General features: G+C 66.0%; 36 protein-coding genes. 28 read left to right on the top strand and 8 right to left on the bottom strand.

The genetic code is table 11. The features are described from left to right. Positions 1-3 precede the first annotated feature (3 nt). The 24 genes from rplB (at position 4) to rplQ (ending at position 11,737) form a co-directional block, all read left to right on the top strand. Entirely contained in the window at positions 4-831 is an 828-nt protein-coding gene (gene rplB / locus NHL60_RS17415) for a 50S ribosomal protein L2 (RefSeq protein ID WP_253446371.1), read from the top strand. Positions 832-853: 22 nt separating this feature from the next. Next, entirely contained in the window at positions 854-1,129 is a 276-nt protein-coding gene (rpsS, locus tag NHL60_RS17410; RefSeq protein WP_008959165.1) for a 30S ribosomal protein S19, read from the top strand. Positions 1,130-1,147: 18 nt separating this feature from the next. After that, entirely contained in the window at positions 1,148-1,480 is a 333-nt protein-coding gene (gene rplV / locus NHL60_RS17405; protein ID WP_010626471.1) for a 50S ribosomal protein L22, read from the top strand. Between the two features lie 11 nt (positions 1,481-1,491). Further along, complete coding sequence (rpsC, locus tag NHL60_RS17400) at positions 1,492-2,190, top strand: 30S ribosomal protein S3 (RefSeq protein ID WP_253446368.1); 699 nt, start codon at positions 1,492-1,494, stop codon at positions 2,188-2,190. Between the two features lie 15 nt (positions 2,191-2,205). Next, positions 2,206-2,619 carry a 50S ribosomal protein L16 gene (gene rplP, locus NHL60_RS17395; RefSeq protein WP_253446365.1) on the top strand — a complete coding sequence of 138 codons (414 nt, stop codon included), beginning with the start codon at positions 2,206-2,208 and terminating at the stop codon, positions 2,617-2,619. Beyond that, complete coding sequence (gene rpmC / locus NHL60_RS17390; RefSeq protein ID WP_253446362.1) at positions 2,619-2,810, top strand: 50S ribosomal protein L29; 192 nt, start codon at positions 2,619-2,621, stop codon at positions 2,808-2,810. Before rplP ends, rpmC begins: the two co-directional genes overlap by 1 nt. A 1-nt stretch (position 2,811) precedes the next feature. After that, the gene (gene rpsQ, locus NHL60_RS17385; protein ID WP_253452282.1) at positions 2,812-3,072 is read left to right on the top strand and encodes a 30S ribosomal protein S17; all 261 of its coding nucleotides are present in this window, start codon (positions 2,812-2,814) and stop codon (positions 3,070-3,072) included. Positions 3,073-3,124: 52 nt separating this feature from the next. After that, positions 3,125-3,496, top strand: coding sequence for a 50S ribosomal protein L14 (rplN, locus tag NHL60_RS17380; protein ID WP_183332926.1), 372 nt, complete (start codon positions 3,125-3,127; stop codon positions 3,494-3,496). A 14-nt stretch (positions 3,497-3,510) separates the two neighbouring features. Then, positions 3,511-3,828, top strand: a complete 318-nt coding sequence (gene rplX / locus NHL60_RS17375) for a 50S ribosomal protein L24 (protein WP_016419091.1) — start codon at positions 3,511-3,513, stop codon at positions 3,826-3,828. Positions 3,829-3,846: 18 nt separating this feature from the next. Further along, positions 3,847-4,386 carry a 50S ribosomal protein L5 gene (gene rplE / locus NHL60_RS17370; RefSeq protein ID WP_253446359.1) on the top strand — a complete coding sequence of 180 codons (540 nt, stop codon included), beginning with the start codon at positions 3,847-3,849 and terminating at the stop codon, positions 4,384-4,386. Between the two features lie 10 nt (positions 4,387-4,396). Further along, entirely contained in the window at positions 4,397-4,702 is a 306-nt protein-coding gene (gene rpsN / locus NHL60_RS17365) for a 30S ribosomal protein S14 (RefSeq protein WP_253446356.1), read from the top strand. Positions 4,703-4,734: 32 nt separating this feature from the next. Next, positions 4,735-5,127, top strand: coding sequence for a 30S ribosomal protein S8 (gene rpsH, locus NHL60_RS17360; protein WP_253446352.1), 393 nt, complete (start codon positions 4,735-4,737; stop codon positions 5,125-5,127). Between the two features lie 9 nt (positions 5,128-5,136). Next, on the top strand, positions 5,137-5,667 hold the full coding sequence (gene rplF, locus NHL60_RS17355) for a 50S ribosomal protein L6 (RefSeq protein WP_253446348.1): 531 nt from the start codon (positions 5,137-5,139) through the stop codon (positions 5,665-5,667). Positions 5,668-5,676: 9 nt separating this feature from the next. Then, positions 5,677-6,027 carry a 50S ribosomal protein L18 gene (gene rplR / locus NHL60_RS17350; protein WP_023007536.1) on the top strand — a complete coding sequence of 117 codons (351 nt, stop codon included), beginning with the start codon at positions 5,677-5,679 and terminating at the stop codon, positions 6,025-6,027. An 11-nt stretch (positions 6,028-6,038) separates the two neighbouring features. Next, positions 6,039-6,539, top strand: coding sequence for a 30S ribosomal protein S5 (gene rpsE / locus NHL60_RS17345; protein WP_253446345.1), 501 nt, complete (start codon positions 6,039-6,041; stop codon positions 6,537-6,539). Positions 6,540-6,544: 5 nt separating this feature from the next. Continuing rightward, on the top strand, positions 6,545-6,727 hold the full coding sequence (gene rpmD / locus NHL60_RS17340) for a 50S ribosomal protein L30 (protein WP_253446342.1): 183 nt from the start codon (positions 6,545-6,547) through the stop codon (positions 6,725-6,727). Positions 6,728-6,730: 3 nt separating this feature from the next. Then, entirely contained in the window at positions 6,731-7,165 is a 435-nt protein-coding gene (gene rplO, locus NHL60_RS17335) for a 50S ribosomal protein L15 (RefSeq protein ID WP_253446339.1), read from the top strand. Next, positions 7,166-8,497 (top strand): preprotein translocase subunit SecY, encoded by a 1,332-nt coding sequence (gene secY / locus NHL60_RS17330; RefSeq protein ID WP_253446336.1) that lies wholly within the window; start codon positions 7,166-7,168, stop codon positions 8,495-8,497. Between the two features lie 76 nt (positions 8,498-8,573). Next, positions 8,574-8,687 (top strand): 50S ribosomal protein L36, encoded by a 114-nt coding sequence (gene rpmJ, locus NHL60_RS17325; protein WP_008959154.1) that lies wholly within the window; start codon positions 8,574-8,576, stop codon positions 8,685-8,687. A gap of 124 nt (positions 8,688-8,811) precedes the next feature. Then, complete coding sequence (rpsM, locus tag NHL60_RS17320) at positions 8,812-9,168, top strand: 30S ribosomal protein S13 (protein ID WP_253446333.1); 357 nt, start codon at positions 8,812-8,814, stop codon at positions 9,166-9,168. A 39-nt stretch (positions 9,169-9,207) separates the two neighbouring features. Then, on the top strand, positions 9,208-9,594 hold the full coding sequence (gene rpsK, locus NHL60_RS17315; RefSeq protein WP_013331014.1) for a 30S ribosomal protein S11: 387 nt from the start codon (positions 9,208-9,210) through the stop codon (positions 9,592-9,594). 12 nt (positions 9,595-9,606) lie between these two features. After that, complete coding sequence (rpsD, locus tag NHL60_RS17310) at positions 9,607-10,227, top strand: 30S ribosomal protein S4 (protein WP_253446330.1); 621 nt, start codon at positions 9,607-9,609, stop codon at positions 10,225-10,227. A 79-nt stretch (positions 10,228-10,306) separates the two neighbouring features. After that, complete coding sequence (rpoA, locus tag NHL60_RS17305) at positions 10,307-11,305, top strand: DNA-directed RNA polymerase subunit alpha (RefSeq protein WP_253446327.1); 999 nt, start codon at positions 10,307-10,309, stop codon at positions 11,303-11,305. Positions 11,306-11,344: 39 nt separating this feature from the next. After that, complete coding sequence (gene rplQ, locus NHL60_RS17300) at positions 11,345-11,737, top strand: 50S ribosomal protein L17 (RefSeq protein ID WP_110070687.1); 393 nt, start codon at positions 11,345-11,347, stop codon at positions 11,735-11,737. 230 nt (positions 11,738-11,967) lie between these two features. On the opposite strand, the gene uvrA is transcribed toward rplQ, so the two are convergent. Next, positions 11,968-14,829, bottom strand: coding sequence for an excinuclease ABC subunit UvrA (gene uvrA / locus NHL60_RS17295; RefSeq protein WP_253446324.1), 2,862 nt, complete (start codon positions 14,827-14,829; stop codon positions 11,968-11,970). A gap of 161 nt (positions 14,830-14,990) precedes the next feature. On the opposite strand from uvrA, the gene NHL60_RS17290 reads away from it, so the two are divergent. The 4 genes from NHL60_RS17290 (at position 14,991) to NHL60_RS17275 (ending at position 18,805) form a co-directional block, all read left to right on the top strand. Beyond that, a complete protein-coding gene (locus NHL60_RS17290) occupies positions 14,991-16,379 on the top strand; it encodes an MFS transporter (RefSeq protein ID WP_253446322.1) in 1,389 nt (462 codons plus the stop codon). Positions 16,380-16,480: 101 nt separating this feature from the next. After that, complete coding sequence (locus NHL60_RS17285) at positions 16,481-17,131, top strand: single-stranded DNA-binding protein (protein WP_253446319.1); 651 nt, start codon at positions 16,481-16,483, stop codon at positions 17,129-17,131. A gap of 55 nt (positions 17,132-17,186) precedes the next feature. Next, complete coding sequence (locus NHL60_RS17280; protein WP_253446316.1) at positions 17,187-18,080, top strand: sugar nucleotide-binding protein; 894 nt, start codon at positions 17,187-17,189, stop codon at positions 18,078-18,080. Then, complete coding sequence (locus NHL60_RS17275) at positions 18,077-18,805, top strand: 1-acyl-sn-glycerol-3-phosphate acyltransferase (protein WP_253446313.1); 729 nt, start codon at positions 18,077-18,079, stop codon at positions 18,803-18,805. Before NHL60_RS17280 ends, NHL60_RS17275 begins: the two co-directional genes overlap by 4 nt. 124 nt (positions 18,806-18,929) lie before the next feature. Here the strand turns inward: NHL60_RS17275 and fabB are convergent, their stop codons facing one another. The 7 genes from fabB to NHL60_RS17240 form a co-directional block, all read right to left on the bottom strand. After that, positions 18,930-20,147 carry a beta-ketoacyl-ACP synthase I gene (fabB, locus tag NHL60_RS17270; protein WP_253446311.1) on the bottom strand — a complete coding sequence of 406 codons (1,218 nt, stop codon included), beginning with the start codon at positions 20,145-20,147 and terminating at the stop codon, positions 18,930-18,932. 14 nt (positions 20,148-20,161) lie between these two features. Next, positions 20,162-20,677, bottom strand: coding sequence for a 3-hydroxyacyl-[acyl-carrier-protein] dehydratase FabA (fabA, locus tag NHL60_RS17265; protein WP_119022599.1), 516 nt, complete (start codon positions 20,675-20,677; stop codon positions 20,162-20,164). A gap of 120 nt (positions 20,678-20,797) precedes the next feature. Continuing rightward, positions 20,798-21,325, bottom strand: coding sequence for a DUF2878 domain-containing protein (locus NHL60_RS17260; RefSeq protein WP_253446309.1), 528 nt, complete (start codon positions 21,323-21,325; stop codon positions 20,798-20,800). A 9-nt stretch (positions 21,326-21,334) separates the two neighbouring features. After that, the gene (locus tag NHL60_RS17255; RefSeq protein ID WP_253446307.1) at positions 21,335-22,606 is read right to left on the bottom strand and encodes a cyclopropane-fatty-acyl-phospholipid synthase family protein; all 1,272 of its coding nucleotides are present in this window, start codon (positions 22,604-22,606) and stop codon (positions 21,335-21,337) included. Further along, the gene (locus tag NHL60_RS17250; RefSeq protein WP_253446305.1) at positions 22,603-23,382 is read right to left on the bottom strand and encodes a DUF1365 domain-containing protein; all 780 of its coding nucleotides are present in this window, start codon (positions 23,380-23,382) and stop codon (positions 22,603-22,605) included. The genes NHL60_RS17255 and NHL60_RS17250 overlap by 4 nt, the downstream gene beginning before the upstream one ends. Next, positions 23,379-24,734 (bottom strand): NAD(P)/FAD-dependent oxidoreductase, encoded by a 1,356-nt coding sequence (locus NHL60_RS17245; RefSeq protein ID WP_253446302.1) that lies wholly within the window; start codon positions 24,732-24,734, stop codon positions 23,379-23,381. Before NHL60_RS17245 ends, NHL60_RS17250 begins: the two co-directional genes overlap by 4 nt. Beyond that, complete coding sequence (locus NHL60_RS17240; RefSeq protein WP_253446300.1) at positions 24,731-25,522, bottom strand: SDR family NAD(P)-dependent oxidoreductase; 792 nt, start codon at positions 25,520-25,522, stop codon at positions 24,731-24,733. Before NHL60_RS17240 ends, NHL60_RS17245 begins: the two co-directional genes overlap by 4 nt. Positions 25,523-25,538 lie beyond the last annotated feature (16 nt).

Below are 25,538 nucleotides of genomic sequence, written 5' to 3'. Positions count from 1 at the left end.
ACAATGGCAATCGTCAAGACCAAACCCACATCCGCCGGCCGTCGCCACGTCGTCAAGATCGTTGGCAACGACCTGCACAAGGGCAAGCCGTATGCGCCGCTGCTCGAGAAGCAGTCCCGCAGCGGTGGTCGTAACAACAACGGTCGCATCACCACCCGCCACGTGGGCGGTGGTCACCGTCAGCACTACCGGATCATTGACTTCAAGCGCACCAAGGATGGCGTCCCCGCCGTCGTTGAGCGCCTCGAGTACGATCCGAACCGTAGCGCCCATATCGCGCTGCTCAAGTACCTGGACGGCGAGCGTCGCTACATCATCGCGCCCAAGGGCGTGAGCGCAGGCGACAAGCTCGAGTCCGGCGTGAACGCAGCCATCAAGAAGGGCAACGCCCTGCCGCTGCGTAACATCCCGCTGGGTTCCACCGTGCACTGCATCGAGCTCAAGCCCGGCAAGGGCGCCCAGATCGCTCGCAGCGCCGGCACCAGCGCCCAGCTGGTCGCCCGCGAAGGCAACTACGCCACCCTGCGTCTGCGCTCCGGCGAGATGCGCAAGGTGCTGAGCGAGTGCCGCGCGACCCTGGGTGAAGTGAGCAACTCCGAGCACAGCCTGCGTCAGCTTGGCAAGGCCGGTGCAAAGCGCTGGAGAGGTGTGCGTCCGACCGTTCGCGGCGTGGCCATGAACCCGGTGGATCACCCGCACGGTGGCGGTGAAGGCCGCACCAGCGGTGGTCGTCACCCGGTCTCCCCGTGGGGTATCCCCACCAAGGGCCACAAGACCCGTAAGAACAAGCGCACCGACAAGCTGATCGTTCGTCGCCGCAAGGCCAAGTAACAGACATTAAGAGGTAACGGCTGTGCCACGTTCACTGAAGAAAGGTCCCTTTATTGACCTTCATCTGCTGAAGAAGGTTGAGGCTGCAGTGGAGAAGAGCGACCGCAAACCGATCAAGACCTGGTCGCGTCGCTCCATGATCCTGCCCAACATGGTCGGGCTCACCATTGCAGTCCATAACGGTCGCCAGCACGTCCCGGTGCATGTCTCCGAGGAAATGGTTGGCCACAAGCTGGGCGAATTCGCTGCTACCCGCACCTATCGCGGTCATGCGGCGGACAAGAAAGCCAAACGGTAAGCCAGAGAGGATTGAGAGATGGAAGTCACAGCTAAGCTGCGTGGCGCTCGTTTATCCGCCCAGAAGGCCCGTTTGGTGGCTGACCAGGTGCGCGGTAAGCCGGTCGCCGAGGCGCTCGACCTGCTGACCTTCTCACCGAAGAAGGCTGCCAAGCTGGTCAAGAAGGTGCTGCAGTCCGCCATCGCGAATGCGGAAGAAAACAACGGCATGGATATCGACGAGCTGCGTGTCTCGACCATCTGCGTCGATGAGGGCATGACGCTCAAGCGTATCAAGCCGCGTGCCAAGGGCCGCGCGGATCGTATCTTGAAGCGCACCTGCCACATCACCGTCAAGGTAGCCGAGAAGTAGGAGTCGACCAGATGGGTCAGAAAGTCAATCCGACAGGCATCCGCCTGGGTATCGTCAAGGACCATACCTCGGTCTGGTATGCCGAGCGCGGCGCCTATGCCGACAAGCTGAACAACGACCTCGAAGTGCGCCGCTTCCTGGAAGAGCGTCTCAAGAACGCCTCCGTGAGCCGCATCACCATCGAGCGTCCGGCCAACAACGCACGCATCACCATTCACACCGCCCGTCCGGGCATCGTGATTGGCAAGAAGGGCGAGGATGTCGATCGCCTGCGTCGTGAGGTCACCGCGATGATGGGCGTGCCCGTGCACGTCAACATCGAGGAAGTTCGCAAGCCCGAGCTGGATGCCATGCTCGTTGCTCAGAACATCGCTGGCCAGCTCGAGCGCCGCGTCATGTTCCGTCGCGCCATGAAGCGTGCGGTACAGAACGCCATGCGTCTGGGTGCCGGCGGCATCAAGGTGCAGCTCTCCGGTCGCCTGGGTGGCGCCGAGATCGCTCGCACCGAGTGGTACCGGGAAGGTCGTGTTCCGCTGCACACCCTGCGTGCGGACATCGACTACGCCACCTACGAGGCCAAGACCACCTACGGCATCATCGGTGTCAAGGTGTGGGTCTTCAAGGGTGAGATCCTCGGGGGCATCGAAGAGGTCCGCGCCAAGGCGAAGCAGCCTCAGGCCGCGCCCTCCAAGAAGAAAGGTTCCAGGTAAGGGGAGAGCGAGTCGATGTTACAACCCAAGCGTATGAAATTCCGCAAGATGCAGAAAGGCCGTAACCGTGGCCTGGCGCATCGCGGGAGCAAGATCAGCTTCGGGGAATACGGCCTGAAGGCAACCGGTCGCGGCCGCATTACTGCGCGCCAGATCGAAGCCGGCCGTCGTGCGATCACCCGTCACGTCAAGCGTGGCGGCAAGATCTGGATCCGCGTATTCCCGGACAAGCCGATTTCCAAGAAGCCTCTCGAAGTCCGTATGGGTAAGGGCAAGGGCTCCGTCGAGTACTGGGTCGCACAGATCCAGCCGGGCCGGGTCCTGTACGAGATCGAGGGCGTGTCCGAAGAGCTGGCTCGTGAGGCCTTCTCTCTCGCCGCCCAGAAGATGCCCGTATCCACCACCTTTGCGAAACGGACGGTGATGTGATGAAAGCCCAGGAAATTCGTGAAAAGTCAGTCGACGAGCTGAACAGTCAGCTCCTCGAACTCCTCCGCGAGCAGTTCAACCTGCGCATGCAGAAGGCCACCGGCCAGCTCAGCCAGACTCATCTGCTCAAGCAGGTTCGTCGGGACATCGCCCGGGTGAAGACTGTGCTCAACGAGAAGGCAGGTGACTGAGATGGCCGCAGAGAAGAAAACCCGTACGCTCACCGGCAAGGTGGTGAGCGACAAGATGGACAAGTCCATCGTCGTGATGATCGAGCGCCGTGAGCGTCACCCGATCTACGGAAAATACGTCAAGCGCTCCACCAAGCTGCACGCCCATGACGAGGCGAACCAGGCGAAGGCCGGTGACACGGTCTCCATCCAGGAGTGCCGTCCGCTGTCCAGGAACAAGTCCTGGACGCTGGTCGAGGTGGTCGAGCAGGCCAAGGGCTGATCGGCTCACGCCTGTCAAACCAGTGCAGTCAGATTAGGTTTGGAGAAAACCGATGATTCAGACTCAGACAATGCTGGATGTCGCCGACAACAGCGGGGCGCGCCGGGTGCAATGCATCAAGGTGCTGGGCGGTTCACACCGTCGCTACGCCCACGTTGGCGACATCATCAAGGTCACGGTGAAGGAAGCCATTCCGCGTGGCAAGGTCAAGAAGGGCCAGGTCCTCAAGGCGGTGGTGGTTCGCACCCGTAGTGGCGTCCGTCGTCCCGACGGTTCGCTGATCCGCTTCGACGGAAATGCGGCGGTTCTGTTGAACAACACCAACGAACAGCCGATCGGTACCCGTATCTTCGGGCCGGTGACCCGTGAGCTTCGGAACGAGAAGTTCATGAAGATCATTTCCTTGGCGCCTGAAGTGCTGTAAGGAGCGAGGCGGATATGCAAAAGATCAAACGTGACGATGAAGTGATCGTCATCGCCGGCAAGGACAAGGGCAAGCGAGGCACTATCAAGCGCGTCCTGAAGGACGACCGCTTTGTCGTGTCCGGTGTGAACATGATCAAGCGTCACACCAAGCCCAACCCCATGGCGGGCAATCAGGGCGGTATCGTCGAGCGCGAGGCTCCGATTCACGCGTCCAACGTAGCCATCTTCAATCAGGAGACCGGTAAGGCGGATCGCGTCGGCTTCCAGGTTAAGGAAGACGGTACCAAGGTACGTATCTACAAGTCGACGCAGACGCAGATCGACGCCTAACGCGAGTCGGGTAGCAAAATGGCGAACTTGAAAGAACGTTATCAGAACGAGGTGGTGGCTCAACTCAAAGAGCAGTTCAGCTACGCCAACGTTATGCAGGTACCCCGGATCACCAAGGTGACCCTGAACATGGGTATCGGCGAAGCGACCAGCGACAAGAAGCTGATCGAGAATGCCATCGGTGACATGGAGAAGCTCTCCGGTCAGAAGCCGATGGTGACCAAGGCACGCAAGTCCATCGCGGGCTTCAAGGTGCGTGAAGGCTGGCCGATCGGGATCAAGGTGACCCTGCGCTCCGAGCGCATGTGGGACTTCCTCGATCGCCTGGTGAATATCGCGATCCCCCGCGTTCGTGACTTCCGTGGTCTCAACCCGAAGTCCTTCGACGGTCGTGGCAACTACTCCATGGGGGTGCGTGAGCAGATCATCTTCCCGGAGATCGAGTATGATAAGATCGATCGGATCCGTGGTCTGGATGTCACCATCACCACCACCGCCAACACCGATGACGAAGGTCGTGCGCTGCTGAGCGCGCTGAACTTCCCGTTCAAGAAATAAGGGTGGGACCATGGCAAAGAAGAGCATGATAGAGCGTGAGCTCAAGCGCACCAAGCTGGTAGCGAAGTACGCCGCCAAGCGTGCCGAGCTCAAGGCGATCATCCAGGACGTGAACGCTTCCGACGAAGAGCGCTTCGAGGCAACGCTGAAGCTGCAGCAGCTGCCGCGCGACTCCAGCCCGGTGCGTCAGCGTAACCGCTGTCGCGTCACTGGCCGTCCGCACGGCTTCTACAACAAGTTCGGTCTCGGCCGCAACAAGCTGCGTGAAGCCGCCATGCGTGGCGACGTGCCCGGGCTCAAGAAGTCCAGCTGGTAACGCCACGTAGAGATATCAGGAGCGCAACGTAAATGAGCATGCAAGACACTCTGGCGGATATGTTTACCCGTATCCGCAATGCGCAGATGGCCACCAAGGAGACGGTCACCATGCCGTCCTCCAAGCTGAAGGTCGAGGTGGCCCGCGTGCTGAAGGAAGAGGGTTACATCACCGACTTCGCGGTGGCCGATAGCGCCAAGCCCGAGCTGACCGTTACCCTCAAGTACTTCGAGGGCAAGCCGGTCATCGAGCACCTGCAGCGCGTGTCCAAGCCGTCCCTGCGTCAGTACAAGGGCAAGGACGCGCTGCCGAAGGTCGCCGATGGTCTGGGAATCGCGATTGTCACTACCTCTCAGGGTGTGATGACCGATCGCGCGGCTCGCAAGGCCGGTGTCGGTGGCGAAGTCATCTGCACCGTATTCTAGGAGTTTGGAATGTCCCGCGTAGCCAAATATCCGGTAAAAGTGCCCGCTGGCGTCGAGATCAAGTTCGACGGTGACCAGCTGACCGCCAAGGGCGGCCAGGGCACTCTGTCACTGACCATTCACCCCGACGTGGTGATCGGTCAGGAAGAGGGTCAGCTGACCTTCACTCCGAGTGAGTCCGCCAAGAGCTGGGCCATGGTCGGTACCACCCGTGCCCTGGTTCAGAACCTGGTCACCGGCGTGAACGAAGGCTTCACCAAGACCCTCGAAATCATCGGCGTCGGTTATCGTGCCCAGGCCAAGGGCCAGACGCTCAATCTGTCACTGGGCTTCTCGCACCCGGTCGATTACACGCTGCCTGAGGGTGTCACGGCGGAAACGCCCAAGAACACCCAGATCGTGCTGAAGAGCGCGGACAAGCAGAAGCTCGGCCATGCTGCCGCGGAAATCCGCGCCTTCCGTCCGCCCGAGCCCTACAAGGGCAAGGGTGTCCGGTACGCCGACGAGCAGGTGCGTCGCAAAGAAGCCAAGAAGAAGTAAGGCAGGGTTATGAACGCGAAGAAAGAATCTCGTCTCCGTCGTGCCCGCCGCGCTCGCGCCAAGATCCGCGAGCTGGGCGTGTATCGCCTGTGCGTCAACCGTACCCCCCGTCACATCTACGCGCAGATCATCTCGCCGGATGGTGGCAAGGTCCTCGCCAGCGCTTCCACGCTGGACAAGGCCCTGCGTGAGGGTGCTACCGGCAACGCCGACGCCGCCGCCAAGGTGGGCGCGCTGATTGCCGAACGCGCTAAAGAAGCAGGCATCACCCAGGTAGCCTTCGATCGTGCCGGTTTCAAGTACCACGGCCGCGTCAAGGCCCTGGCCGACGCCGCTCGTGAAGGCGGCCTGGAATTCTAAAGGGTTTTACGATGGCGAAGAACGAACAGCAAAGCGGCGACCTCCAGGAGAAACTGGTCCAGGTCAACCGTGTCGCCAAGGTGGTCAAGGGTGGCCGTATCTTCGGTTTCACCGCCCTGACCGTCGTAGGCGACGGCAAGGGCCGGGTCGGCTTCGGTCGTGGCAAGGCGCGTGAAGTGCCGGTCGCGATCCAGAAGGCCATGGACCAGGCTCGCCGCAACATGGTCAAGGTCAACCTCGCGGGTGGCACCCTGCAGTACCCGGTCAAGGCCCGTCACGGCGCCTCCAAGGTGTACATGCAGCCGGCCTCCGAAGGTACCGGTATCATCGCCGGCGGCGCCATGCGCTCCGTGCTGGAACTGGCGGGCGTCCATGACGTTCTGGCCAAGTGCTACGGTTCCACCAACCCGGTGAACGTGGTGCGGGCTACCGTCAAGGGCCTGACCTCCATGCAAGCGCCGGAAGACATCGCCGCCAAGCGCGGTCTGTCCGTCGAAGCAATCACGGGGTGAGCACCATGGCAGCAACGATCAAGGTTACCCAGACCCGCAGCACCATCGGCATCCTGCCCAAGCACAAGGCCACCATGAAGGGCCTCGGGCTGCGCCGCATCGGTCATACGGTTGAACTGGAAGACACCCCTGCCGTGCGCGGCATGGTCCACAAGGTGAACTACCTTGTGCGCGTTGAGGGAGAGTAATCCATGAAACTCAATAGCCTGAGCCCGGCACCGGGCTCCAAGCACGCCGAGAAGCGTGTCGGTCGTGGCATCGGCTCCGGTCTGGGCAAGACCGGCGGCCGTGGTCACAAGGGCCAGAAGTCACGCAGCGGCGGCAGCGTCAAGCCCGGCTTCGAGGGCGGTCAGATGCCGCTGCAGCGTCGTCTGCCGAAGTTCGGCTTCACCTCCATGAAGTCGCTGGTCTCCGAGGAAGTGCGCCTGGCCGAACTGGCCAAGGTTGCCGGTGACGAAGTCACCCTCGAGACCCTGAAGCAGGCCAACGTGCTGAAGGACGCCACGCTGCACGCGAAGGTGATCCTCTCCGGCGAACTGAACAAGGCGGTTACCGTCCGCGGCATCAAGGTCACCAAGGGTGCCCGTGCCGCGATCGAAGCCGCCGGCGGCAAGGTAGAGGACTAAATGGCCAAGTCAGGAAAGATGCCGGCGATGGGCAGCGGTCTGAGTGAACTGTGGGCGCGTCTGCGCTTCGTGCTCCTCGCCATCGTGGTGTACCGAATCGGTGCCCACATCCCCGTGCCCGGTATGAATCCTGACCAGCTTGCTGCCTTGTTCAGGGAGCAGCAGGGCACCATCCTGGGCATGTTCAACATGTTCTCGGGTGGCGCCCTGGAGCGCATGAGCATCATGGCGCTGGGCATCATGCCCTACATCTCGGCGTCGATCATCATGCAGCTGCTGACTGCCGTCTCGCCCCATCTTGAGCAGCTCAAGAAGGAGGGCGAGGCCGGCCGTCGCAAGATCAGCCAGTACACCCGCTACGGCACCGTGCTGCTCGCCCTGGTGCAGGGCACCGGCATGTCGGTGGGCCTGGCCAGCCAGGGCATCGCCTATACGGCCGACTTCAGCTTCTACTTCACCGCCATCGTCACCTTCGTGTGCGGTGCGGTGTTCCTGATGTGGCTGGGCGAGCAGATCACCGAGAAGGGGATCGGCAACGGTATCTCGCTGCTGATCTTCGCCGGTATCGTCGCCGGCCTGCCCGGCGCCGTCGGTCAGGCCTTCGAGCTGGCTCGCAACGAGGGCGCCTGGAACGTGCTGCCGCTGCTGGCCCTTTCGGCCCTGGGTGTGGCCACCGTGGCCTTCGTGGTGTTCATCGAGCGCGGTCAGCGCCGCATCACGGTGAACTACCCGCGTCGCCAGGTGGGCAACAAGATGTATGCCGGCCAGAGCAGCTACCTGCCGCTCAAGGTGAACATGGCGGGCGTGATTCCGCCCATCTTCGCCTCGAGCATCCTGCTGTTCCCCGCCTCCATGGGGCAGTGGGTCGGTTCAGGTGACGGCCTCGAGTGGCTGCAGCGCGCTTCCCAGGCCCTTGGCCCGGGTCAGCCGCTGCACATCTTGCTTTTCGCCGCGGCGGTGGTATTCTTCTGCTTCTTTTACACAGCGCTGGTCTTCAATCCCAAGGACGTCGCCGACAACCTCAAGAAGTCGGGTGCCTTCCTGCCGGGGATTCGTCCGGGCGAGCAGACCGCTCGCTATGTCGACAAGGTCATGACCCGTCTGACCCTGTTCGGCGCCTTGTACATCACTGCGGTTTCCCTGATGCCCCAGTTCCTGATCGTGGCCTGGAACGTGCCGTTCTTCTTCGGTGGCACGGCCCTGCTGATCATCGTGGTGGTCATCATGGACTTCATGGCCCAGGTGCAGTCGCACCTCATGTCGCACCAGTACGAGTCGGTGATGAAGAAGTCCAACCTGAAAGGCTACGGCAGCGGCGGCATCATGCGCTGAGGCGTGCCGCACGTGAATTGGCGCGCCGCGGGTCGAGGCATCGGTCCGCGGCGCGAGCCAACCTTGGAGAGGAACGATGAAAGTTCGAGCTTCCGTAAAGAAAATGTGCCGCAACTGCAAGATCATTCGTCGCAATGGCGCTGTCCGCGTCATCTGCAGCGAGCCGCGGCACAAGCAGCGTCAGGGCTGATCCCCTGGCACTGTGATGGACCGGCGCCGGCATGCCTCTTGCCCTTTCCGGGGTAAAGGGGTATGCTGTTGCGCCTTTTGTAGATGACCCAACGAGCAAGCCGCTCAAATTTCGGAGTAAGCTGATGGCCCGTATTGCAGGCGTCAATATCCCGGACAACAAGCATGCGGCGATCTCGCTGACCTATATCTTCGGGATTGGCCGCACTCGCGCACAGGAGATCTGTGCCGCGTCCGGCATCGCGCCGACCACCAAGATCCAGGAGCTGTCTAGCGAAGAGCTTGACACCCTGCGTTCCGAGGTCGGCAAGTACACCGTAGAAGGTGACCTTCGCCGTGATGTCACGCTGAATATCAAGCGTCTCATGGACCTGGGTTGCTACCGTGGTCTGCGTCATCGTCGTAGTCTTCCGCTGCGTGGTCAGCGTACGAAGACCAATGCGCGTACCCGTAAGGGCCCGCGCAAGCCGATCCGCAAATAACACGCACGTTCTGGCGTAAAGACAGGAAGAAACATCAACATGGCTAACCCGCGTAGCAACCGTAAAAAGGTTAAAAAGCAGGTGGTGGATGCGGTAGCGCATATCCACGCCTCTTTTAACAACACGATCATTACGATCACAGACCGCCAGGGCAACGCTCTTTCCTGGGCGACTGCCGGTGGTTCGGGTTTTCGTGGTTCTCGCAAGAGCACCCCGTTCGCTGCTCAAGTAGCAAGCGAGCGTGCAGCGACCGCTGCAGCCGAGTATGGTGTGAAAAACGTCGACGTGCTGGTCAAGGGCCCCGGTCCTGGCCGTGAATCCGCCGTGCGCGCACTCAACGCCGCCGGCTTCCGCGTGCAGAGCATCACCGACGCGACGCCCATTCCCCACAATGGCTGCCGTCCGCCGAAGAAACGCCGCGTTTAAGGAGACAGATTCATGGCTCGTTATATTGGACCGAAGTGCAAACTGTCTCGTCGTGAGGGGACCGACCTCTTTCTGAAGAGCGGTGTCACTCCCTTCGAGAAGAAGTGCAAATCCGAGCAGATTCCGGGTGTGCACGGCCAGCGCCGTCAGCGTCTTTCCGAATACGGCTTGCAGCTTCGCGAGAAGCAGAAAGTACGTCGTATGTATGGCGTACTCGAGAAGCAGTTCCGCAACTACTACAAGGAAGCGGCCCGTCTCAAGGGCGCGACCGGCGAAGTGCTGCTGCAGCTTCTCGAATCCCGACTGGACAACGTCGTCTACCGCATGGGCTACGGCTCGACCCGCTCCGAGGCTCGTCAGCTGGTCAGCCACAAGGCCATCGCCGTGAACGGCAAGACCGTCAACGTGGCGTCCTATCAGGTCAAGCCGGGTGACGTGGTCTCCGTTCGCGAGAAGGCGAAGAATCAGGCGCGCATCCAGAACGCCCTGTCCATCGCCGCCAACCGCGGCGATGTGACCTGGATCGAGGTCGATGCCAAGAAGATGGAAGGCACTTTCAAGGCGCTGCCCGAGCGTGGCGACCTGACTGCCGACATCAACGAGGCCCTGATCGTCGAGCTGTACTCCAAGTAAGCGCTGCTAGCGCCCGACCCCCTGACGGGGGTCGGCTCCGAGTACCGAGTATCCGTTTGGCAGCCTGATAGGTGTACATATGCAGCGTTCAGTGACCGAGTTTCTTCGTCCGCGCGACATCAAGGTCGAAGAGATCAGCGCACATCACGCGAAGATCGTGCTCGAGCCCTTCGAGCGTGGCTTCGGCCACACCCTGGGCAACGCACTGCGTCGTATCCTGCTCTCGTCCATGCCCGGCTGCGCCGTGGTGGAAGCCGAGATCAGCGGCGTCGATCACGAGTACAGCGCGATCGAAGGCGTCCAGGAAGATGTCATCGAGATCCTCCTGAACCTCAAGGACGTGGCGATCAAGATGCACAGCCGCGACGAGGCGATGCTCTCGCTGAACAAGCAGGGCCCGGCCGTCGTGACCGCGGGTGATATCGCCCTCGACCACGATGTCGAGATCGTCAACCCCGACCACGTCATCGCCCATGTCAATGAGGGCGCCGAGCTGAAGATGCAGCTCAAGGTGGCGCGCGGTCGCGGCTACGAGCCGGCAGATGCCCGCGTCGGCGCCGACGATGAATCTCGTGCCATCGGCCGCCTGCAGCTGGATGCGACCTTCAGCCCCGTGCGTCGTGTTTCCTACAGCGTCGAGGCCGCGCGTGTTGAACAGCGCACCGACCTCGACAAGCTGATCATCAACCTGGAAACCGATGGCACCCTGGATCCGGAAGAGGCAATCCGTCGCAGCGCCACCATCCTGCAGGAGCAGCTGGGTGCGTTCGTCGACCTGGAAGCCGACAAGGAACAGGAAGTGGAAGAGGAAGAGGATCATATCGATCCTATCCTGCTGCGCCCCGTAGACGATCTCGAGTTGACCGTTCGCAGCGCCAACTGCCTGAAGGCCGAGAACATCTACTACATCGGGGATCTGATCCAGCGCACCGAAGTGGAGCTGCTGAAGACCCCCAACCTCGGCAAGAAGTCCCTGAACGAGATCAAGGACGTTCTGGCAGCGCGCGGTCTTTCCCTGGGCATGCGGCTGGAGAACTGGCCGCCGGCTAGCCTGAAGGACGACAAGGCCTCCGCGTGAGCGCCGACTCGAGTCCCAGTTTGGTAAGGAATCACAACCATGCGTCATCGTAAGAGTGGTCGTCATCTGAATCGGACCAGCTCGCATCGCCAGGCCATGTTCAAGAACATGAGCGTGTCGCTGATCGAGCATGAGGTCATCAAGACAACCCTGCCCAAGGCCAAGGAGCTGCGTCGCGTCATCGAGCCGCTCATCACCCTGGCCAAGCAGGACAGCGTCGCCAATCGTCGTCTGGCTTTCGCCCGCACCCGCTCGAAGGAAGCGGTGGGCAAGCTCTTCAACGAGCTGGGTCCGCGTTACGTCGAGCGTCCGGGCGGTTACGTTCGTATTCTCAAGTGCGGTTTCCGCACCGGCGACAACGCCCCCATGGCCTACGTCGAGCTCGTCGACCGTCCGGTCGTCGAGGCCGAGGAAGCTGCCGCCGAGGAGTGATCCTCGACCGGCCTTCCGCCAAGGCACGCCAAACCGGCCCCTCTCGAGGGGCCGGTTTTTTTCATCTTGGGCATGCTGAGAGGAGTTCCGGTGAGTGGGCTGAATCCGCGGCTTTTCCGGCGACAGGCCTGAGCGGGGGCGCTGTGAACCCCTCCCTGGGCGCTACCGACGCCATCCCTGGCGTAGGACCCCCTCCAGGCCTGCCCCCGGCGCCGCTGCCCTCTGGGGCATCAGTTGACGCTTTCTGTCCTTTTCTTGCTTTGCTCGGCCCGCTCCAGCAGCGGCCTGAGGAAGCGCCCGGTATGGGAGGCCTCCATCTTGGCCACCTGCTCCGGGGTGCCCTCGGCGATGATGCGCCCGCCGCCGGAGCCGCCCTCGGGGCCGAGGTCGACGATCCAGTCGGCGGTCTTGATCACGTCCAGGTTGTGTTCGATCACCACGATGGTGTTGCCGTGGTCGCGCAGGCGGTGCAGCACGGTGAGCAGCTGGCGGATATCCTCGAAGTGCAGCCCGGTGGTGGGCTCGTCGAGGATATAGAGGGTCTTGCCGGTGTCGCGCTTGGCCAGCTCCCGGGCCAGCTTGACCCGCTGGGCCTCGCCGCCGGACAGCGTCGTGGCGCTCTGCCCCAGGCGGATATAGGAGAGTCCCACGTCGAGCAGGGTCTGCAGGCGGCGGGCGATGGCCGGCACCGGGGAGAAGAACGCCAGGGCGTCCTCCACGGTCATCTGCAGCACCTCGTCGATGCTCTTGCCCTTGTACTGGATCTCCAGGGTCTCGCGGTTGTAGCGCTTCCCCTTGCAGACGTCGCAAGGCACGTAGATGTCGGGGAGGAAGTGCATCTCCACCTTGATCATCCCCTCGCCCTGGCACGCCTCGCAGCGCCCGCCCTTGACGTTGAAGGAGAAGCGCCCCGGCTTGTAGCCCCGGGAGCGCGCCTCCTGGGTGCCGGCGAAGAGCTCGCGGATCGGGGTGAAGATGCCGGTGTAGGTGGCCGGGTTGGAGCGCGGCGTGCGGCCGATGGGGCTCTGGTCGATGTCGATCACCTTGTCGAGCTGATCGAGCCCCTCGATGCCGCGGTGGGGAGCCGGGGTGAGGCTGGTGGCGTGGTTGAGCTCCCGGGCCGCGATGGGCATCAGGGTCGAGTTGATCAGCGTCGACTTGCCGGAGCCGGAGACGCCGGTGACGCAGATGAAGAGCCCCAGCGGCAGCTCGAGGGTCACGTCCTGGAGGTTGTTGCCGGTGGCCCCCACCAGGCGGAGCACCTTCTCCGGGTTGCCGGGAATCCGCCAGGGCGGGACCTCGATGCGCCGGGTGCCGGCCAGGTACTGGCCGGTGAGCGACTCTGGGGTCGCCATCACCGCCTCGGGGGTGCCCTGGGCGATGACCCGGCCACCGTGGACCCCGGCCCCGGGGCCGATGTCGAGCACATGGTCGGCGGCGCGGATGGCGTCCTCGTCGTGCTCCACCACGATCACGGTGTTACCCAGGTCGCGCAGATGCTCCAGGGTCTTGAGCAGGCGGTCGTTGTCGCGCTGGTGCAGCCCGATGGAGGGCTCGTCGAGGATATACATGACCCCCACCAGGCCGGCGCCGATCTGGCTCGCCAGCCGGATGCGCTGGGCCTCGCCGCCGGAGAGGGTGTCGGCGCTGCGCTCCAGGGTCAGGTAGTCGAGCCCCACGTTGACCAGGAACTCCAGGCGGGCGTGGATCTCGTTGACGATCTTCACGGCGATCTCGCCGCGGCGGCCCGGCAGCTCGAGGGTCTTGAAGTAGCGCCAGGCCTCGCCGATGGGCAGGTGCACCATCTGCGGCAGGGTGTGCTCGTCGATGAAGACGTGGCGGGACTCCTTGCGCAGCCGGGAGCCGTGACAGGCGGGGCAGGGCTGTACGGCGATGTAGCGGGCCAGCTCCTCCCGGACCATATTGGACTCGGTCTCGCGGTAGCGCCGCTGCAGGTTGGGCAGCACCCCCTCGAAGGGGTGGTGGCGGGTCACCTTGCGGCCGCGGTCGTTGACGTAGTGGAAGGCGATCTCGTCGTGACCGCTGCCGTGGAGGATCACCTCGCGCTCGTGGCGGGCGAGCTCCTGCCAGGGGGTCTCCAGGGTGAAGCGGTAGTGCTCCGCCACGGCCTGGAGCTGGTTGAAGTAGAAGACGCTGCGCCGGTCCCAGCCCTTGATCACCCCCTCCGCCAGAGAGAGCTCCGGATGGCTGATCAGCTTCTCGGGGTCGAACACCTGCTGGACCCCCAGGCCGTCGCAGGTGGCGCAGGCGCCGGCGGGGTTGTTGAAGGAGAACATGCGCGGCTCCAGCTCGGCGATGGAGTAGCCGCACTGGGGGCAGGCGAAGCGCGCCGAGAAGGCGATATCCTCGCGCTCGCCCTCCATGAAGTGGATCATGGCGACGCCGTCGGAGAGACCCAGGGCCGTCTCGAAGGACTCCGCCAGGCGCTGCTGGAGGCCGTCGCGTACCTTGATGCGGTCCACCACCACGCTGATGTCGTGCTTCTTGTTCTTGTCGAGAGGCGCGACGTCGTCGAGCTCCAGCACCTGGCCGTCGATCATGGCGCGCACGAAGCCCTGGGCGCGCAGCTCGGCCAGCAGCTGCAGGTGCTCCCCCTTGCGCCCCTTGACCACCGGGGCCAGCAGCATCAGCTTGCTGCCCTCGGGCAGGGCCAGCACCTGGTCCACCATCTGGGAGACGGTCTGGGCCTCCAGGTCCTCGCCGTGCTCCGGGCAGCGGGGCGTGCCGGCCCGGGCGAACAGCAGGCGCAGGTAGTCGTAGATCTCGGTGATGGTCCCCACCGTGGAGCGGGGGTTGTGGGAGGTGGACTTCTGCTCGATGGAGATCGCTGGAGAGAGCCCCTCGATATGGTCGACGTCGGGCTTCTCCATCATCGACAGGAACTGGCGGGCATAGGTGGAGAGCGACTCCACGTAGCGGCGCTGCCCCTCGGCATAGAGGGTATCGAAGGCCAGCGACGACTTGCCGGAGCCGGAGAGCCCGGTGACCACGATCAGCTTGTCCCGGGGCAGCTCGACGTCGATCTCCTTCAGGTTGTGGGTGCGCGCACCCCTGACCAGAATCCTGTCCATTCCTACCTCGTGGCCGCGGCAAAAGATCGATTATACGGGCCCGCCCGCGGCGGCGGCAAAGCAACGCCGGGGTGCGGCTTTCCCTGGGTGGCGGCGAGCCGCTAGAATATGCGATTCACTCAGGGGTGCCTCGCACCCGAGCATGGAACGTCAACAACCCTATGCGAAAGGTTTCCGGGCTGCTGCTCCCCGCCGAGCGGCGTGCCATTTCCGGCCTGGCTGGCCTCTATGCCACGCGCATGCTGGGCCTGTTCATGGTGCTGCCGGTGCTGGCGCTCTACGCCGATGAGCTGGTCGGCGCCACGCCGCTGCTGGTGGGGCTGGCGCTGGGCGTCTACGGCCTGACCCAGGCGGTGCTGCAGATCCCCTTCGGCGCTCTCTCCGACCGCCTCGGCCGCAAGCCGGTCATCGCCTTTGGCCTGCTGCTCTTCCTGGTCGGCAGCGTGGTGGCGGCCAACGCCGATAGCATCGGCGGCGTGATCCTGGGGCGCTGCCTGCAGGGCAGCGGGGCGGTGGCCGCGGCCATCATGGCGCTGCTCGCCGACCAGACCCGGGAGCAGGTGCGCACCGCCGCCATGGCCACCATCGGCCTCTCCATCGGCGTGGCCTTCGCCGTGGCCATGGTGCTGGGGCCCTGGCTGGCCGCCGCCTTCGGGCTCTCCTCGGTGTTCTGGTTCACTGCGCTACTGGCGGGGCTGGGGCTCATCGTTCTGTGGCGGCTGGTGCCGCCTGCGCCGCGGCGCCTGCGCCATCGCGACGTGGGCATCGACCGGGCCCAGCTCGGGTCGACCCTGGGGCGCTCGGACCTGCTGCGCCTGGACCTCTCCATCTTCGCCCTGCACCTGGTCCTGATGGCGATCTTCGTTGCCGTGCCCTTCCGGCTGGTGGAGGCCGGCATCGCGGTGGAGCGTCACGGCCTCACCTACCTGGGCGTGATGCTGCTGGCCTTCATCGGCATGATTCCGCTGGTGATCCTGGCCGAGAAGCGCCGTCAGATGAAGGCGATGTGTCTGGCCGCCATCGGCGCCATCGCCCTGAGCCTGGGCGGCATGGCGGGGCTGGGTGGCGGCCTCTGGGGGTTGCTGGCCTGGCTGTGGCTCTTCTTCGTGGCCTTCAACCTGCTCGAGGCGACCCTGCCCTCCATGCTCAGCAAGCTGGCCCCGGCGGGCGCCAAGGGCACCGCCATGGGGGTCTACTCCACCAGCCAGTTCCTGGGCGCCTTCCTGGGCGGGGTGCTGGGCGGCTTCCTGGCCCAGCAGTGGGGCCTCTCCGCGGTCTTTGTCGGGGCCGGCCTGCTGGCGCTGGGCTGGCTGGCGGCCATGGCGGGCATGTCACCGCCGCCCCACCTGGCCAGCGAGGTGGTGGCCCTGGATGAGGAGCACCAGGGAACGGCCCTGGAGAGCCTCGCCGCGCGCTTTGCCGAGGTGGCAGGTGTGGAGGACGTGCTGGTGGTGCCCGAGGAGCGGCTGGCCTACCTGAAGGTGGATCGCCAGCGCCTCGACGAGCAGGCGCTGGCCAGAGTGATCGATAATGGCAAGGAGCGCGCCTGAGGGAGAGCGCAACCCTCGGCCGCGCTCGCAACCGGGCGCCCGATGCGCCATCCTGCAGGCCTGCCTGCAGACACATGCATTCATGATTAAAGGAGTCCCAAATGGCCCGCGGCGTCAACAAGGTCATTCTTATCGGCAACCTGGGACAGGATCCCGAGGTTCGCTTCATGCCCTCCGGTGCGCCGGTCGCCAACCTGCGGCTGGCGACCACCGACACCTGGATGGACAAGCAGTCCGGCCAGCGCCAGGAGCGCACCGAGTGGCACAACGTGGTGATGTTCAACAAGCTGGCCGAGATCGCCCAGCAGTATCTCAAGAAGGGCAGCAAGGTCTACGTCGAGGGGCGCCTGCAGACCCGCAAATGGCAGGGCCAGGACGGCCAGGACCGCTACACCACCGAGATCGTGGTCAACGACATGCAGATGCTCGACTCTCGAGGCGGCGGTGATTTCCAGGGCGGTGGCCAGGCCCCGCAGGGGGGCTATCAGGGCGGTCAGTACGGCGGCGGTGCGCCCCAGCAGGGCGGCGGCTATGGTGGCCAGCCTCAGCAGAGCGGCGGCTTCGGCGGTCAGCCTCAGCAGGGCGGCGGCTTCGGCGGTCAGCCTCAGCGGCCGGCCCAGCCCCAGCAGCGCCCCGCGCCGGCCCAGCCGGGCGGCCAGCAGCAGCAGGGCCAGCAGGGCAACCAGCAGGGTAACTACGGGGCGCCGGATCCTGGCAGCTTCGACGACTTCGATGACGAAATCCCGTTCTGACCACCTTGTCGGACGCGGGACACCGGGAGCCCCGGGGGCGCAGGGAGGAGCACGAGTGAAGCTGCTGATACTGGATGCCGGCCACTGCCTGAGCCTGGCACTGGCGCGAGAGGCCAACCGGCGGAGCGACACCGAGCTGGTGATCGACGCCGCCAGCGTGGTCGATGCCGAACGGCTTGCCGAGGTGGCGCCGGATGCGCTGATCATTCCGCCGCTGTCGCGCCCCATCCGGGCGGCGCCGGCGGAGGTCAGCGCCCACGCCGAGGCGGTGGAGCAGTGCATGGAGCGCTGCCGGGAGGCGGGCGTCCCCCTGGTGTGGTGCGTCTCCGACCAGCTCTACGAGGACGGCTTCGCCGAGCCCATCGACGAGCATGTCATTCCGCGCCCCCGTGACGAGAGCCTGCGCCGCCTGGTCGTCACCGGCGACCGCATTCGCGCGGAGCATCCGCGCCACCTGATCGTGCGCCTGGGCCCGCTGTTTGCCCTGGAGGGTGGCCACGCCTGGCTGGCCGAGCTGATCGACACCCTGGTGAGCGGTCGCGAGGTGCGCGGCGAGGCCGACGTCACCTGCTGCCCCACCTCGGCGGACGCCGTGGCCATGGCGCTGATCGGCATGCTCCAGCAGCAGCACTGCGGGGCCGGTGCCTGGGGCAGCTACCATATGGCGGGCACCGAGCCGGTCAGCGTCTACACCTTCGTCTCCATGGTGCGCACCCAGCTCGCCACCCGCCTCGAGGGGCGCGGCGAGCAGGTGACCCTGGGCGAGGTCAAGGCGCTGCACCACCACCACGACCACCCGCTGCGCCGAGTGCTCAACTGCCGGCGGGTGCTGGAGGTATTCGGCGTGCACCAGAAACCCTGGCGGCTGGAGGTGGGGACCATGCTGGACGCCTGGTGCCAGGCCAACCATCGCTGCCAGGAGTCGCCGGAGGGACCCGCGTCCTCATGAATGCCCTGCGCAGCCTGCTCTTCTACGTCGGCTACTTCCTGGTCATGCTGGTGTGCGGGGTGCTCTTCCTGCCGCTGGCGCCGCTGCTGCCGCTGAGCGGCCGCTACCGCCTGCTCAACGTCTACAACCACCTGATCACCGCCTGGTTTCGCTGGGCCTGCGGGGTGCGCTACGAGATCCGCGGCCGCGAGCACCTGCCCGAGGGGGCCTGCGTTATCCTGGCCAACCACCAGTGCGAGTGGGAGACCATCTACCTGCAGATCCTCAAGCCACCGGTCTGCACCGTGCTCAAGCAGGAGCTGCTGCGCATCCCGCTGTTCGGCTGGGGGCTGCGCCTGCTGCATCCCATCGCCCTGGACCGCAGCCGGCCCGCCCGGGCCATGAAGCAGGTGCTGACCCAGGGCAAGCAGCGCCTGGACGAGGGGCTCTCGGTGCTGATCTTTCCGGAGGGGACCCGGGTCGCACCGGGGCACCGCAAGCGCTACAACAAGAGCGGTGCGGTGATCGCCTGCCGTGCCGGGGTGCCGGTGGTGCCGGTGGCCCACAACGCCGGCGAACGCTGGCCGGGGCGCCACTGGATCAAGAATCCCGGGCGGCTCTCCCTGGTAGTCGGCGAGCCCATCGCGACCGCCGGCCGCACGCCGGAGGAGGTGCTGGTCGAGGTGGAGGCGTGGATCGAGGCCCGGCTGGCGGAGATCTCCGAGGTGCCGCGACCGTCGGCCTGAGGGGCACCCGGCTGACGGCAGGGCCCGATGACGAGACGCGAACGAGAACGGCGCCCCGCGGGGCGCCGTTCTCGTGTCTGCCGGGCAGGCTGTCGGGCTCACTCCTCGAGCCCAGTCCTTGAACTCAGTCCTTGAATTTCTCCAGCACCAGGCAGGCGTTGGTGCCGCCGAAGCCGAAGCTGTTGGAGAGCACCCGCTCGATGTTCACGCCATCGCGACGCTGGGTGACGATATCGAAGCCGTCGGCCTGCTCGTCGAGGGTCTCGACGTTGGCCGAGGCGGCGATGAAGTCGTTCTCCATCATCAGCAGCGAGTAGATCGCCTCCTGCACGCCGGTGGCGCCCAGGGAGTGGCCGGTCAGCGACTTGGTGGAGCTCATGGCCGGGGTGGTGTTGCCGAACACCTCGCGGATCGCCTTGAGCTCGGCCACGTCGCCCACCGGGGTGGAGGTGCCGTGGGTGTTGATGTAGTCGATCTTGCCGTCCACCGTGGCCATGGCCTGACGCATGCAGCGCATGGCGCCTTCGCCGGAGGGGGCGACCATGTCGTGGCCGTCGGAGGTGGCGCCGTAGCCGACCACTTCGGCGTAGATCTTCGCGCCGCGGGCGCGGGCGTGCTCCAGCTCCTCGAGCACCAGCATGCCGCCGCCGCCGGCGATGACGAAGCCGTCGCGGGCCTGGTCATAGGGGCGGGAGGCCTTCTCTGGGCTCTCGTTGTACTGGGTGGAGAGCGCCCCCATGGCGTCGAACAGGCAGGAGAGGGTCCAGTGCTCCTCCTCGCCGCCGCCGGCGAAGACCACGTCCTGCTTGCCCATCTGGATCTGCTCCATGGCGTTGCCGATGCAGTGGGCGGAGGTGGCGCAGGCCGAGGAGATCGAGTAGTTGACCCCCTTGATCTTGAACGGCGTGGCCAGGCAGGCGGAGACGGTGCTGCCCATGGTGCGGGTGACCCGGTAGGGACCCACCCGGCGCAGGCCCTTCTCGCGCATCACGTCGGCGGCCTCGACCTGGTTGGCGCTGGAGGCGCCGCCGGAGCCGGCGATCAGGCCGGTGCGCTCGCTGGAGACCATCTCCGGGGTCAGCCCCGAGTCCTCGATGGCCTGGGCCATGCTCACATAGGCGAAGGCCGCGGCGTCGCCCATGAAGCGTCTCAGCTTGCGGTCGATCAGGGCGTCCAGGTCGATATCGACCACCCCTGCCACCTGGCTGCGGAAGCCGCGCTCGGCGTACTCCTCCTTGAAACGGATACCGGAACGCCCTTCCTTGAGCGCCTCGAGAACGGCCTGACGGTCATTGCCCAGACAGGACACGATACCCAGGCCGGTGACTACCACTCGTCGCATGGAAGCCTCCTGATTCAGAAGTTCGCGGTGGAGGTGAACAGGCCCACGCGCAGGTCGGTGGCCTGGTAGATGTCGCGGCCATCGACCGACACGGTGCCGTCGGCGATGCCGAGGATCAGGCGCCGGGTAATGATGCGCTTGATATCGATCTTGTAGGTGACCTTCTTGGCATCGGGCAGGATCTGGCCGGTGAACTTCACCTCGCCGCAGCCCAGGGCGCGGCCGCGGCCGGGGTTGCCCAGCCAGCCCAGGTAGAAGCCGACCAGCTGCCACATGGCATCCAGCCCCAGGCAGCCGGGCATGACCGGGTCGCCGGGGAAGTGGCAGTCGAAGAACCACAGGTCGGGGTGGATATCCAGCTCGGCGATCAGCTCTCCCTTGCCGAAGTCGCCGCCATCCTCGTAGATGCGGGTGATGCGGTCGAGCATCAGCATGTTGGGGGCCGGCAGCTGCGCATTGCCCGGGCCGAACAGCTCGCCGCGGGAGCAGGCCAGCAGTTCTTCGCGATCAAAGGAGTGTTGCTTGGTCACTGAGTCATTCCGAAGGTCGAAGTTATTGTGCGCGGCAGCGACGTGGCCGCCGCCAGGCGACTGGCATTAAGTCTACTGTCCACGCAGGGGGAATGCACGCCGAGAGCGCAGCGGAAGGGCTCAGGGCCGGGTGCTGCGCTCGCCGCGGCCGAGGCGAACGGTTAGCCACAGGCAGAGCAGGCCCCATACCAGCGCCTGGGCGGGCAGCAGCCAGGGGGCGAGCTCGACTCTCGCCAGGCGGGCGCCGGCGTAGTAAGAGAGGGGGCCGCTGAGGGCGCCGCCGACCACCGCCAGCCAGGGGCGCTGCCAGAGCCAGGCCAGGGAGTGGTGAAGCAGGGTGGCGAACAGCGGCCAGAGCAGCCAGAGCCAGGGCGGCAGTAGGCCGAAGGCCAGCGTGGCCTCGCCGAAATCGAAGCCGCCGGCCAGGTGCAGGCCGCCGTCCACCGCCAGGCCCAGCAGGGCGAAGCCCGCCAGCCAGCGCCACTCCCCGGGGCGCGCCTGCCAGCCCAGGTGCAGGGCGAGGATCGCCGCCGCCGCCAGGGCGCCGATCGCCGACCCCCCCAGCACGCAGGCCAGCCAGCCCAGCTCGAAGGCGGTGAAGTTGATCAGCAGCCGGCGGCCGGCGGGCTCACGCAGGGCGGCGAGCACGGAACGCCCTCACAGGCCGCCGGTCTGGGGCGCCGGTCGCGCCCCCGGCTTGGCCACCAGCAGGTGGCAGGTGCCGATGGTGCGCTCCAGGAAGCCCCCCTCGCAGTAGCAGAGGTAGTAGCGCCACATGCGGATGAAGCGCTCGTCATAGCCGAGCTTGCGCACGGTCTCCAGGCTGGCCTCGAAGCGGTGGCGCCACTCGCGCAGGGTGCGCGCATAGTGGAGGCCGATCTCGTCCAGGGAGAGCACGTTGAGTGAGGTGCGGCGGGCCAGCCCGTCGAGCAGGGCGCGATGGGAGGGCAGGAAGCCGCCGGGGAAGATATAGCGCTTGATGAAGTCCATCTCGCGCTTGGCCTCCTCGAAGCGCTGGTCGCGAATGGTGATCGCCTGGAGCATGGCCTGGCCGTCGTCGGTCAGCAGCCGGTCGAGGGTGGCCAGGTAGGTGTCCAGGTACTGGTGCCCCACCGCCTCCACCATCTCCACCGAGATCAGCCGGTCGAAGCGCCCCTGAAGCTCCCGGTAGTCCCGCTTGAGCAGGGTGATGCGATCGCCGAGCCCCTCCTCGGCGATGCGCTGAGCGGTATGCGCGTGCTGCTCCTCGGAGATGGTGGTGGTGGTGACCCGGCAGCCGCGGGTCTTCGCCGCGTGGATGGCGAGCCCGCCCCAGCCGGTGCCGATCTCCAGCAGGTGATGCTCGGGGCGCACGTCCAGGCGGTCGAGCATGAGGTCCAGCTTGAAGGTGGAGGCCTCCTCCAGGCTCGCTTCCGGGTAGGGAAAGACGGCGCTGGAGTACATCCGGTGGTGCTTGTCCAGGAAGGTGGCGAAGAGCTCGTTGCCGATATCGTAGTGGGCGGCGATATTGCGTCGGGAGCCCTTGAGGCTGTTGCGCTGCAGGCCATAGAGGGCGGTCAGCAGCCAGCGGCCGAGCCGCGCGGTGCCGTTTTCCATCTCGCCGTTGACCCGCTCCAGGTTGAGGGCAAAGAGACGCACCAGGGCCACCAGGTCGTCGGCATCCCAGTCCCCGTCCATGTAGGCCTCGGCGGCGCCCACGGTGCCCCCCAGGGCCAGGCGCTTCCACACCCGGCTGTTGCGCACCACCAGGGTGACGTTCAGCTCGCCGCCCTGGCCCAGGCGATGGCGGCGGTGCCCCTCGATCAGGGTCACCTGGCCGCCCTCCAGGCGGTCGAGCTGGGCCAGCAGGCGCGGTTGCAGCCAGCGGGTCAGGCGGTCGGTCTCCTCCGCCAGGGGGCGGGTGGTGCTAGCAGAGCGCAGGGTGTTCACGATGAACTCTCCTCACGGGATCTCGGGTCGGGGCCGGGGTGGTCATGGATCGGCACGCGCTTGAGCCACAGGCGCAGGGCCTCGAAGTGGATGCCGGCCAGGGTCTTGAGGCTCATCCAGGGCTGGCGCATCAGGGTGCGCAGCAGCTCGCCCCGGGTCGCCGGGCTGGCCTCGAGGGTCAGGGTGGCGTCGAAGTGGCGCTCGCCCGCCTGCCAGTTCTCCATATGCATCAGCAGCTGGCCCCCGGGAGTGTTGAAGCGCCAGCGGTAGGTCATCTCCATGGGGTTGAAGGGCGAGACATGCATCGCCTTGGCGAACTCGGCGGCGTGGCTCTGGCGCCTCGGGTCCACGGCGCAGGCGTAGCGGACGCGCTCTCCCCAGGGCACATTGCTCACCTCGCCGAGCACGGCACGCAGCTCGCCCGAGGCGTCGAAGGCGTAGTAGAGCGAGATCGGGTTGAACCCCACCCCCAGCAGGCGCAGCTGGGTCAGCAGGCAGATGCGCCCGTCGGGCGCGAACCCCAGCTGCTTCTCCAGCTCCTCGCGCACCACCTCCTTCAGCGGCCGGTCGTGGGGGGCCAGGTAGTCGTCGCGGCGAAACCGCGCCAGGGCGCGGCGCCGGGCGCTGAAGCCGGGGACGCCGTCGAACAGCGCGGGCAGCTCGTCCAGGTCCAGCCAGGCCATCCACACCCGGTAGGTGAAGGCGTGAGTGCGCGGCAGGAAGCGCCGGTGGCGCAGGGTGCCGCGGTAGACCCGGGAGCGGGGGGGGCAGCTCATGCGGCGCTCTCTTCCGGAACGGCGGGGGCCCAGCCGGGCTCGCCGGGACGCGGCTCCTCCTCGTCGCAGCCCAGGGCGCGGGCCACCCGCAGGGCGCTCCAGACGCCGTCCTCGTGGAAGCCGTTGCGCCAGTAGGCGCCGCAGTAGTGGGTGTGCAGGGCGGCGCCGGAGATCTCGGCGTGGCGCGCCTTGGCCGCCTCGCCGGCCAGGGTGAACTGGGGGTGGGCATAGGTGAAGCGTCCCAGCACCTTGTCCGGTGCGACGGCGTCGCCGTCGTTGAGGGTCACGCAGAAGGTGTGGGGCGCCTCGAGCCGCTGGAGGATGTTCATGTCGTAGGTGACGGAGATGCGCTGGCCCTCGTCGCGGTCGTCCAGCCGGTAGTTCCAGCTCGCCCAGGCCCGGCGACGGCGGGGCAGCAGGCGGGTGTCGGTATGCAGCACCACCTCGTTATCCTGGTAGGGCAGGGCGGCGAGGATCTCCCGCTCGGCGGGGGTCGGGTCCTCCAGCATGGCCAGCGCCTGGTCGGCGTGGCAGGCCAGCACCACCTCGTCGAAGCGCTCGCTGCCCGCGTCGGTGCGCAGCTCCACGCCGTCGACCAGGCGGCGGATGCCCCGCACCGGGGTCGAGAGCCGGATGCGGCCGGCATAGGGGGCGGTCAGCGCCGGAATATAGCTGCGCGAGCCCCCGACCAGGGTGTGCCACTGGGGACGGTCGTTTACCGAGAGCAGGCCGTGGTTGCGGAAGAAGCGCACGAAGAACTGCAGCGGGAAGTCGCGCAGCTCCTGGAGGCTGCCGGACCAGATGGCCGCCCCCATGGGCAGCAGGTAGCGGCGCTGGAAGGCTTCATTGTAGCCGTTGGCCGCGAGCCACTCGCCCAGGGTCATGGACGGGGCCAGGTCGCCGCTCTCCAGGGCCCGGGTCGCCTCCCGGTTGAAGCGCAGGATATCGCGCAGCAGGCGGTAGAAGCTCGGCCGCAGCAGGTTGCGGCGCTGGGCAAAGAGGCTCGCCAGGGTGTGGCCGTTGTACTCGAAGTCCCGGGCCGTCTCGTGCACCGAGAAGCTCATCTCGGTGGGCTGGGTGCGCACCCCCAGCCGCGCCAGCAGCCGCTGGAAGTGGGGGTAGGTCCAGTCGTTGAAGACGATAAAGCCGGTATCGATGGCGTAGTGCCTGCCGTCCAGCTCGACATCCACGGTGGCGGTGTGTCCGCCCAGGCGCTCGTCTGCCTCGAAGAGGGTGACCTGGTGGCGGCTCGACAGGTACCAGGCGGCGGCCATGCCGCCGATGCCGCTGCCGACCACGGCGATGCGGCGCCTGGGCACGGCCATTCCGGAGGGGTGTTGAAAGGCGGTCATGGGGTGGTCTCCGCGGTGGAAGGCTGGCGCACCAGGCGCAGGCCCAGGCGGTAGCGCAGCGCCGGGGGCAGCAGCCCCATCAGCTTCACCAGCAGGGTGAAGCGGCGCGGGAAGTGGATATCCAGACGGCGGCGGGCGAGCCCCTGGAGGATCGCCTCGGCGGCCTGGGCGGCCTCGATACGCAGCGGCATCGCGAAGTCGTTGCGGTCGGTCAGCGGGGTCTTCACGAAGCCGGGGTGGATCAGGCTGACGTCGATACCCTCGCCGTGCAGGTCCAGGCGCAGGGACTCGAGAAAGTGGCTGAGCGCCGCCTTGGAGGCGCCGTAGGCCTCGGCCCGGGGCAGCGGCAGGTAGGCCGCGGCGCTGGAGGTGGCGGCGAGCAGCGGCCGGCCCCCCTCGGTCCTGGCCCGGCGCAGCAGCGGCAGGGCGGCATCGATGCAGTAGATGGCGCCGTGAAAGTTCGGAGCGAAGACCCGCTCCACCAGGTCCACGTCGAAGGAGCGAGCCTCCAGGTACTCGCAGGTGCCGGCGTTGAGCAGCGCCAGGTCCAGCCCGCCGAAGGCCTCCGCCAGGCGCTCCCCGGCGCGTGCCACGGCGGCGCGATCGCTCACGTCCAGGGGCAGCAGCAGGGCGTTGGCATGCCCCTCGGAGAGCTCGGCCAGGGCCGATTCGCTGCGCGCGCTCAGCGCCACCCGGTGGCCATCGGCCAGCAGGCGCAGCGCCAGGGCGCGGCCGATGCCTGAGGTGGCACCGGTGAGCCAGATGCGTTGCTTGCCATCGAGGGGCATGGGACCTCCTGGGTCG

Origin of the sequence: Halomonas sp. Y3 (assembly GCF_024137965.1) — a bacterium.
Lineage (GTDB): Bacteria > Pseudomonadota > Gammaproteobacteria > Pseudomonadales > Halomonadaceae > Halomonas > Halomonas mongoliensis.
The sequence above is the reverse complement of the archived record's forward strand: the minus strand, read 5'-3'. Positions and strand labels throughout refer to the sequence as shown.

Excerpts from the sequence above, each read along its gene's own strand:
- rplB (WP_253446371.1), top strand. The coding sequence starts at position 4 with ATGGCAATCGTCAAGACCAAACCCACATCCGCCGGCCGTCGCCACGTC.
- rplV (WP_010626471.1), top strand. The coding sequence starts at position 1,148 with ATGGAAGTCACAGCTAAGCTGCGTGGCGCTCGTTTATCCGCCCAGAAG.
- rpsC (WP_253446368.1), top strand. The coding sequence starts at position 1,492 with ATGGGTCAGAAAGTCAATCCGACAGGCATCCGCCTGGGTATCGTCAAG.
- rplP (WP_253446365.1), top strand. The coding sequence starts at position 2,206 with ATGTTACAACCCAAGCGTATGAAATTCCGCAAGATGCAGAAAGGCCGT.
- rpmC (WP_253446362.1), top strand. The coding sequence starts at position 2,619 with ATGAAAGCCCAGGAAATTCGTGAAAAGTCAGTCGACGAGCTGAACAGT.
- rpsQ (WP_253452282.1), top strand. The coding sequence starts at position 2,812 with ATGGCCGCAGAGAAGAAAACCCGTACGCTCACCGGCAAGGTGGTGAGC.
- rplN (WP_183332926.1), top strand. The coding sequence starts at position 3,125 with ATGATTCAGACTCAGACAATGCTGGATGTCGCCGACAACAGCGGGGCG.
- rplX (WP_016419091.1), top strand. The coding sequence starts at position 3,511 with ATGCAAAAGATCAAACGTGACGATGAAGTGATCGTCATCGCCGGCAAG.
- rplE (WP_253446359.1), top strand. The coding sequence starts at position 3,847 with ATGGCGAACTTGAAAGAACGTTATCAGAACGAGGTGGTGGCTCAACTC.
- rpsN (WP_253446356.1), top strand. The coding sequence starts at position 4,397 with ATGGCAAAGAAGAGCATGATAGAGCGTGAGCTCAAGCGCACCAAGCTG.
- rpsH (WP_253446352.1), top strand. The coding sequence starts at position 4,735 with ATGAGCATGCAAGACACTCTGGCGGATATGTTTACCCGTATCCGCAAT.
- rplF (WP_253446348.1), top strand. The coding sequence starts at position 5,137 with ATGTCCCGCGTAGCCAAATATCCGGTAAAAGTGCCCGCTGGCGTCGAG.
- rplR (WP_023007536.1), top strand. The coding sequence starts at position 5,677 with ATGAACGCGAAGAAAGAATCTCGTCTCCGTCGTGCCCGCCGCGCTCGC.
- rpsE (WP_253446345.1), top strand. The coding sequence starts at position 6,039 with ATGGCGAAGAACGAACAGCAAAGCGGCGACCTCCAGGAGAAACTGGTC.
- rpmD (WP_253446342.1), top strand. The coding sequence starts at position 6,545 with ATGGCAGCAACGATCAAGGTTACCCAGACCCGCAGCACCATCGGCATC.
- rplO (WP_253446339.1), top strand. The coding sequence starts at position 6,731 with ATGAAACTCAATAGCCTGAGCCCGGCACCGGGCTCCAAGCACGCCGAG.
- secY (WP_253446336.1), top strand. The coding sequence starts at position 7,166 with ATGGCCAAGTCAGGAAAGATGCCGGCGATGGGCAGCGGTCTGAGTGAA.
- rpmJ (WP_008959154.1), top strand. The coding sequence starts at position 8,574 with ATGAAAGTTCGAGCTTCCGTAAAGAAAATGTGCCGCAACTGCAAGATC.
- rpsM (WP_253446333.1), top strand. The coding sequence starts at position 8,812 with ATGGCCCGTATTGCAGGCGTCAATATCCCGGACAACAAGCATGCGGCG.
- rpsK (WP_013331014.1), top strand. The coding sequence starts at position 9,208 with ATGGCTAACCCGCGTAGCAACCGTAAAAAGGTTAAAAAGCAGGTGGTG.
- rpsD (WP_253446330.1), top strand. The coding sequence starts at position 9,607 with ATGGCTCGTTATATTGGACCGAAGTGCAAACTGTCTCGTCGTGAGGGG.
- rpoA (WP_253446327.1), top strand. The coding sequence starts at position 10,307 with ATGCAGCGTTCAGTGACCGAGTTTCTTCGTCCGCGCGACATCAAGGTC.
- rplQ (WP_110070687.1), top strand. The coding sequence starts at position 11,345 with ATGCGTCATCGTAAGAGTGGTCGTCATCTGAATCGGACCAGCTCGCAT.
- uvrA (WP_253446324.1), bottom strand. The coding sequence starts at position 14,829 with ATGGACAGGATTCTGGTCAGGGGTGCGCGCACCCACAACCTGAAGGAG.
- NHL60_RS17290 (WP_253446322.1), top strand. The coding sequence starts at position 14,991 with ATGCGAAAGGTTTCCGGGCTGCTGCTCCCCGCCGAGCGGCGTGCCATT.
- NHL60_RS17285 (WP_253446319.1), top strand. The coding sequence starts at position 16,481 with ATGGCCCGCGGCGTCAACAAGGTCATTCTTATCGGCAACCTGGGACAG.
- NHL60_RS17275 (WP_253446313.1), top strand. The coding sequence starts at position 18,077 with ATGAATGCCCTGCGCAGCCTGCTCTTCTACGTCGGCTACTTCCTGGTC.
- fabB (WP_253446311.1), bottom strand. The coding sequence starts at position 20,147 with ATGCGACGAGTGGTAGTCACCGGCCTGGGTATCGTGTCCTGTCTGGGC.
- NHL60_RS17250 (WP_253446305.1), bottom strand. The coding sequence starts at position 23,382 with ATGAGCTGCCCCCCCCGCTCCCGGGTCTACCGCGGCACCCTGCGCCAC.
- NHL60_RS17245 (WP_253446302.1), bottom strand. The coding sequence starts at position 24,734 with ATGACCGCCTTTCAACACCCCTCCGGAATGGCCGTGCCCAGGCGCCGC.
- NHL60_RS17240 (WP_253446300.1), bottom strand. The coding sequence starts at position 25,522 with ATGCCCCTCGATGGCAAGCAACGCATCTGGCTCACCGGTGCCACCTCA.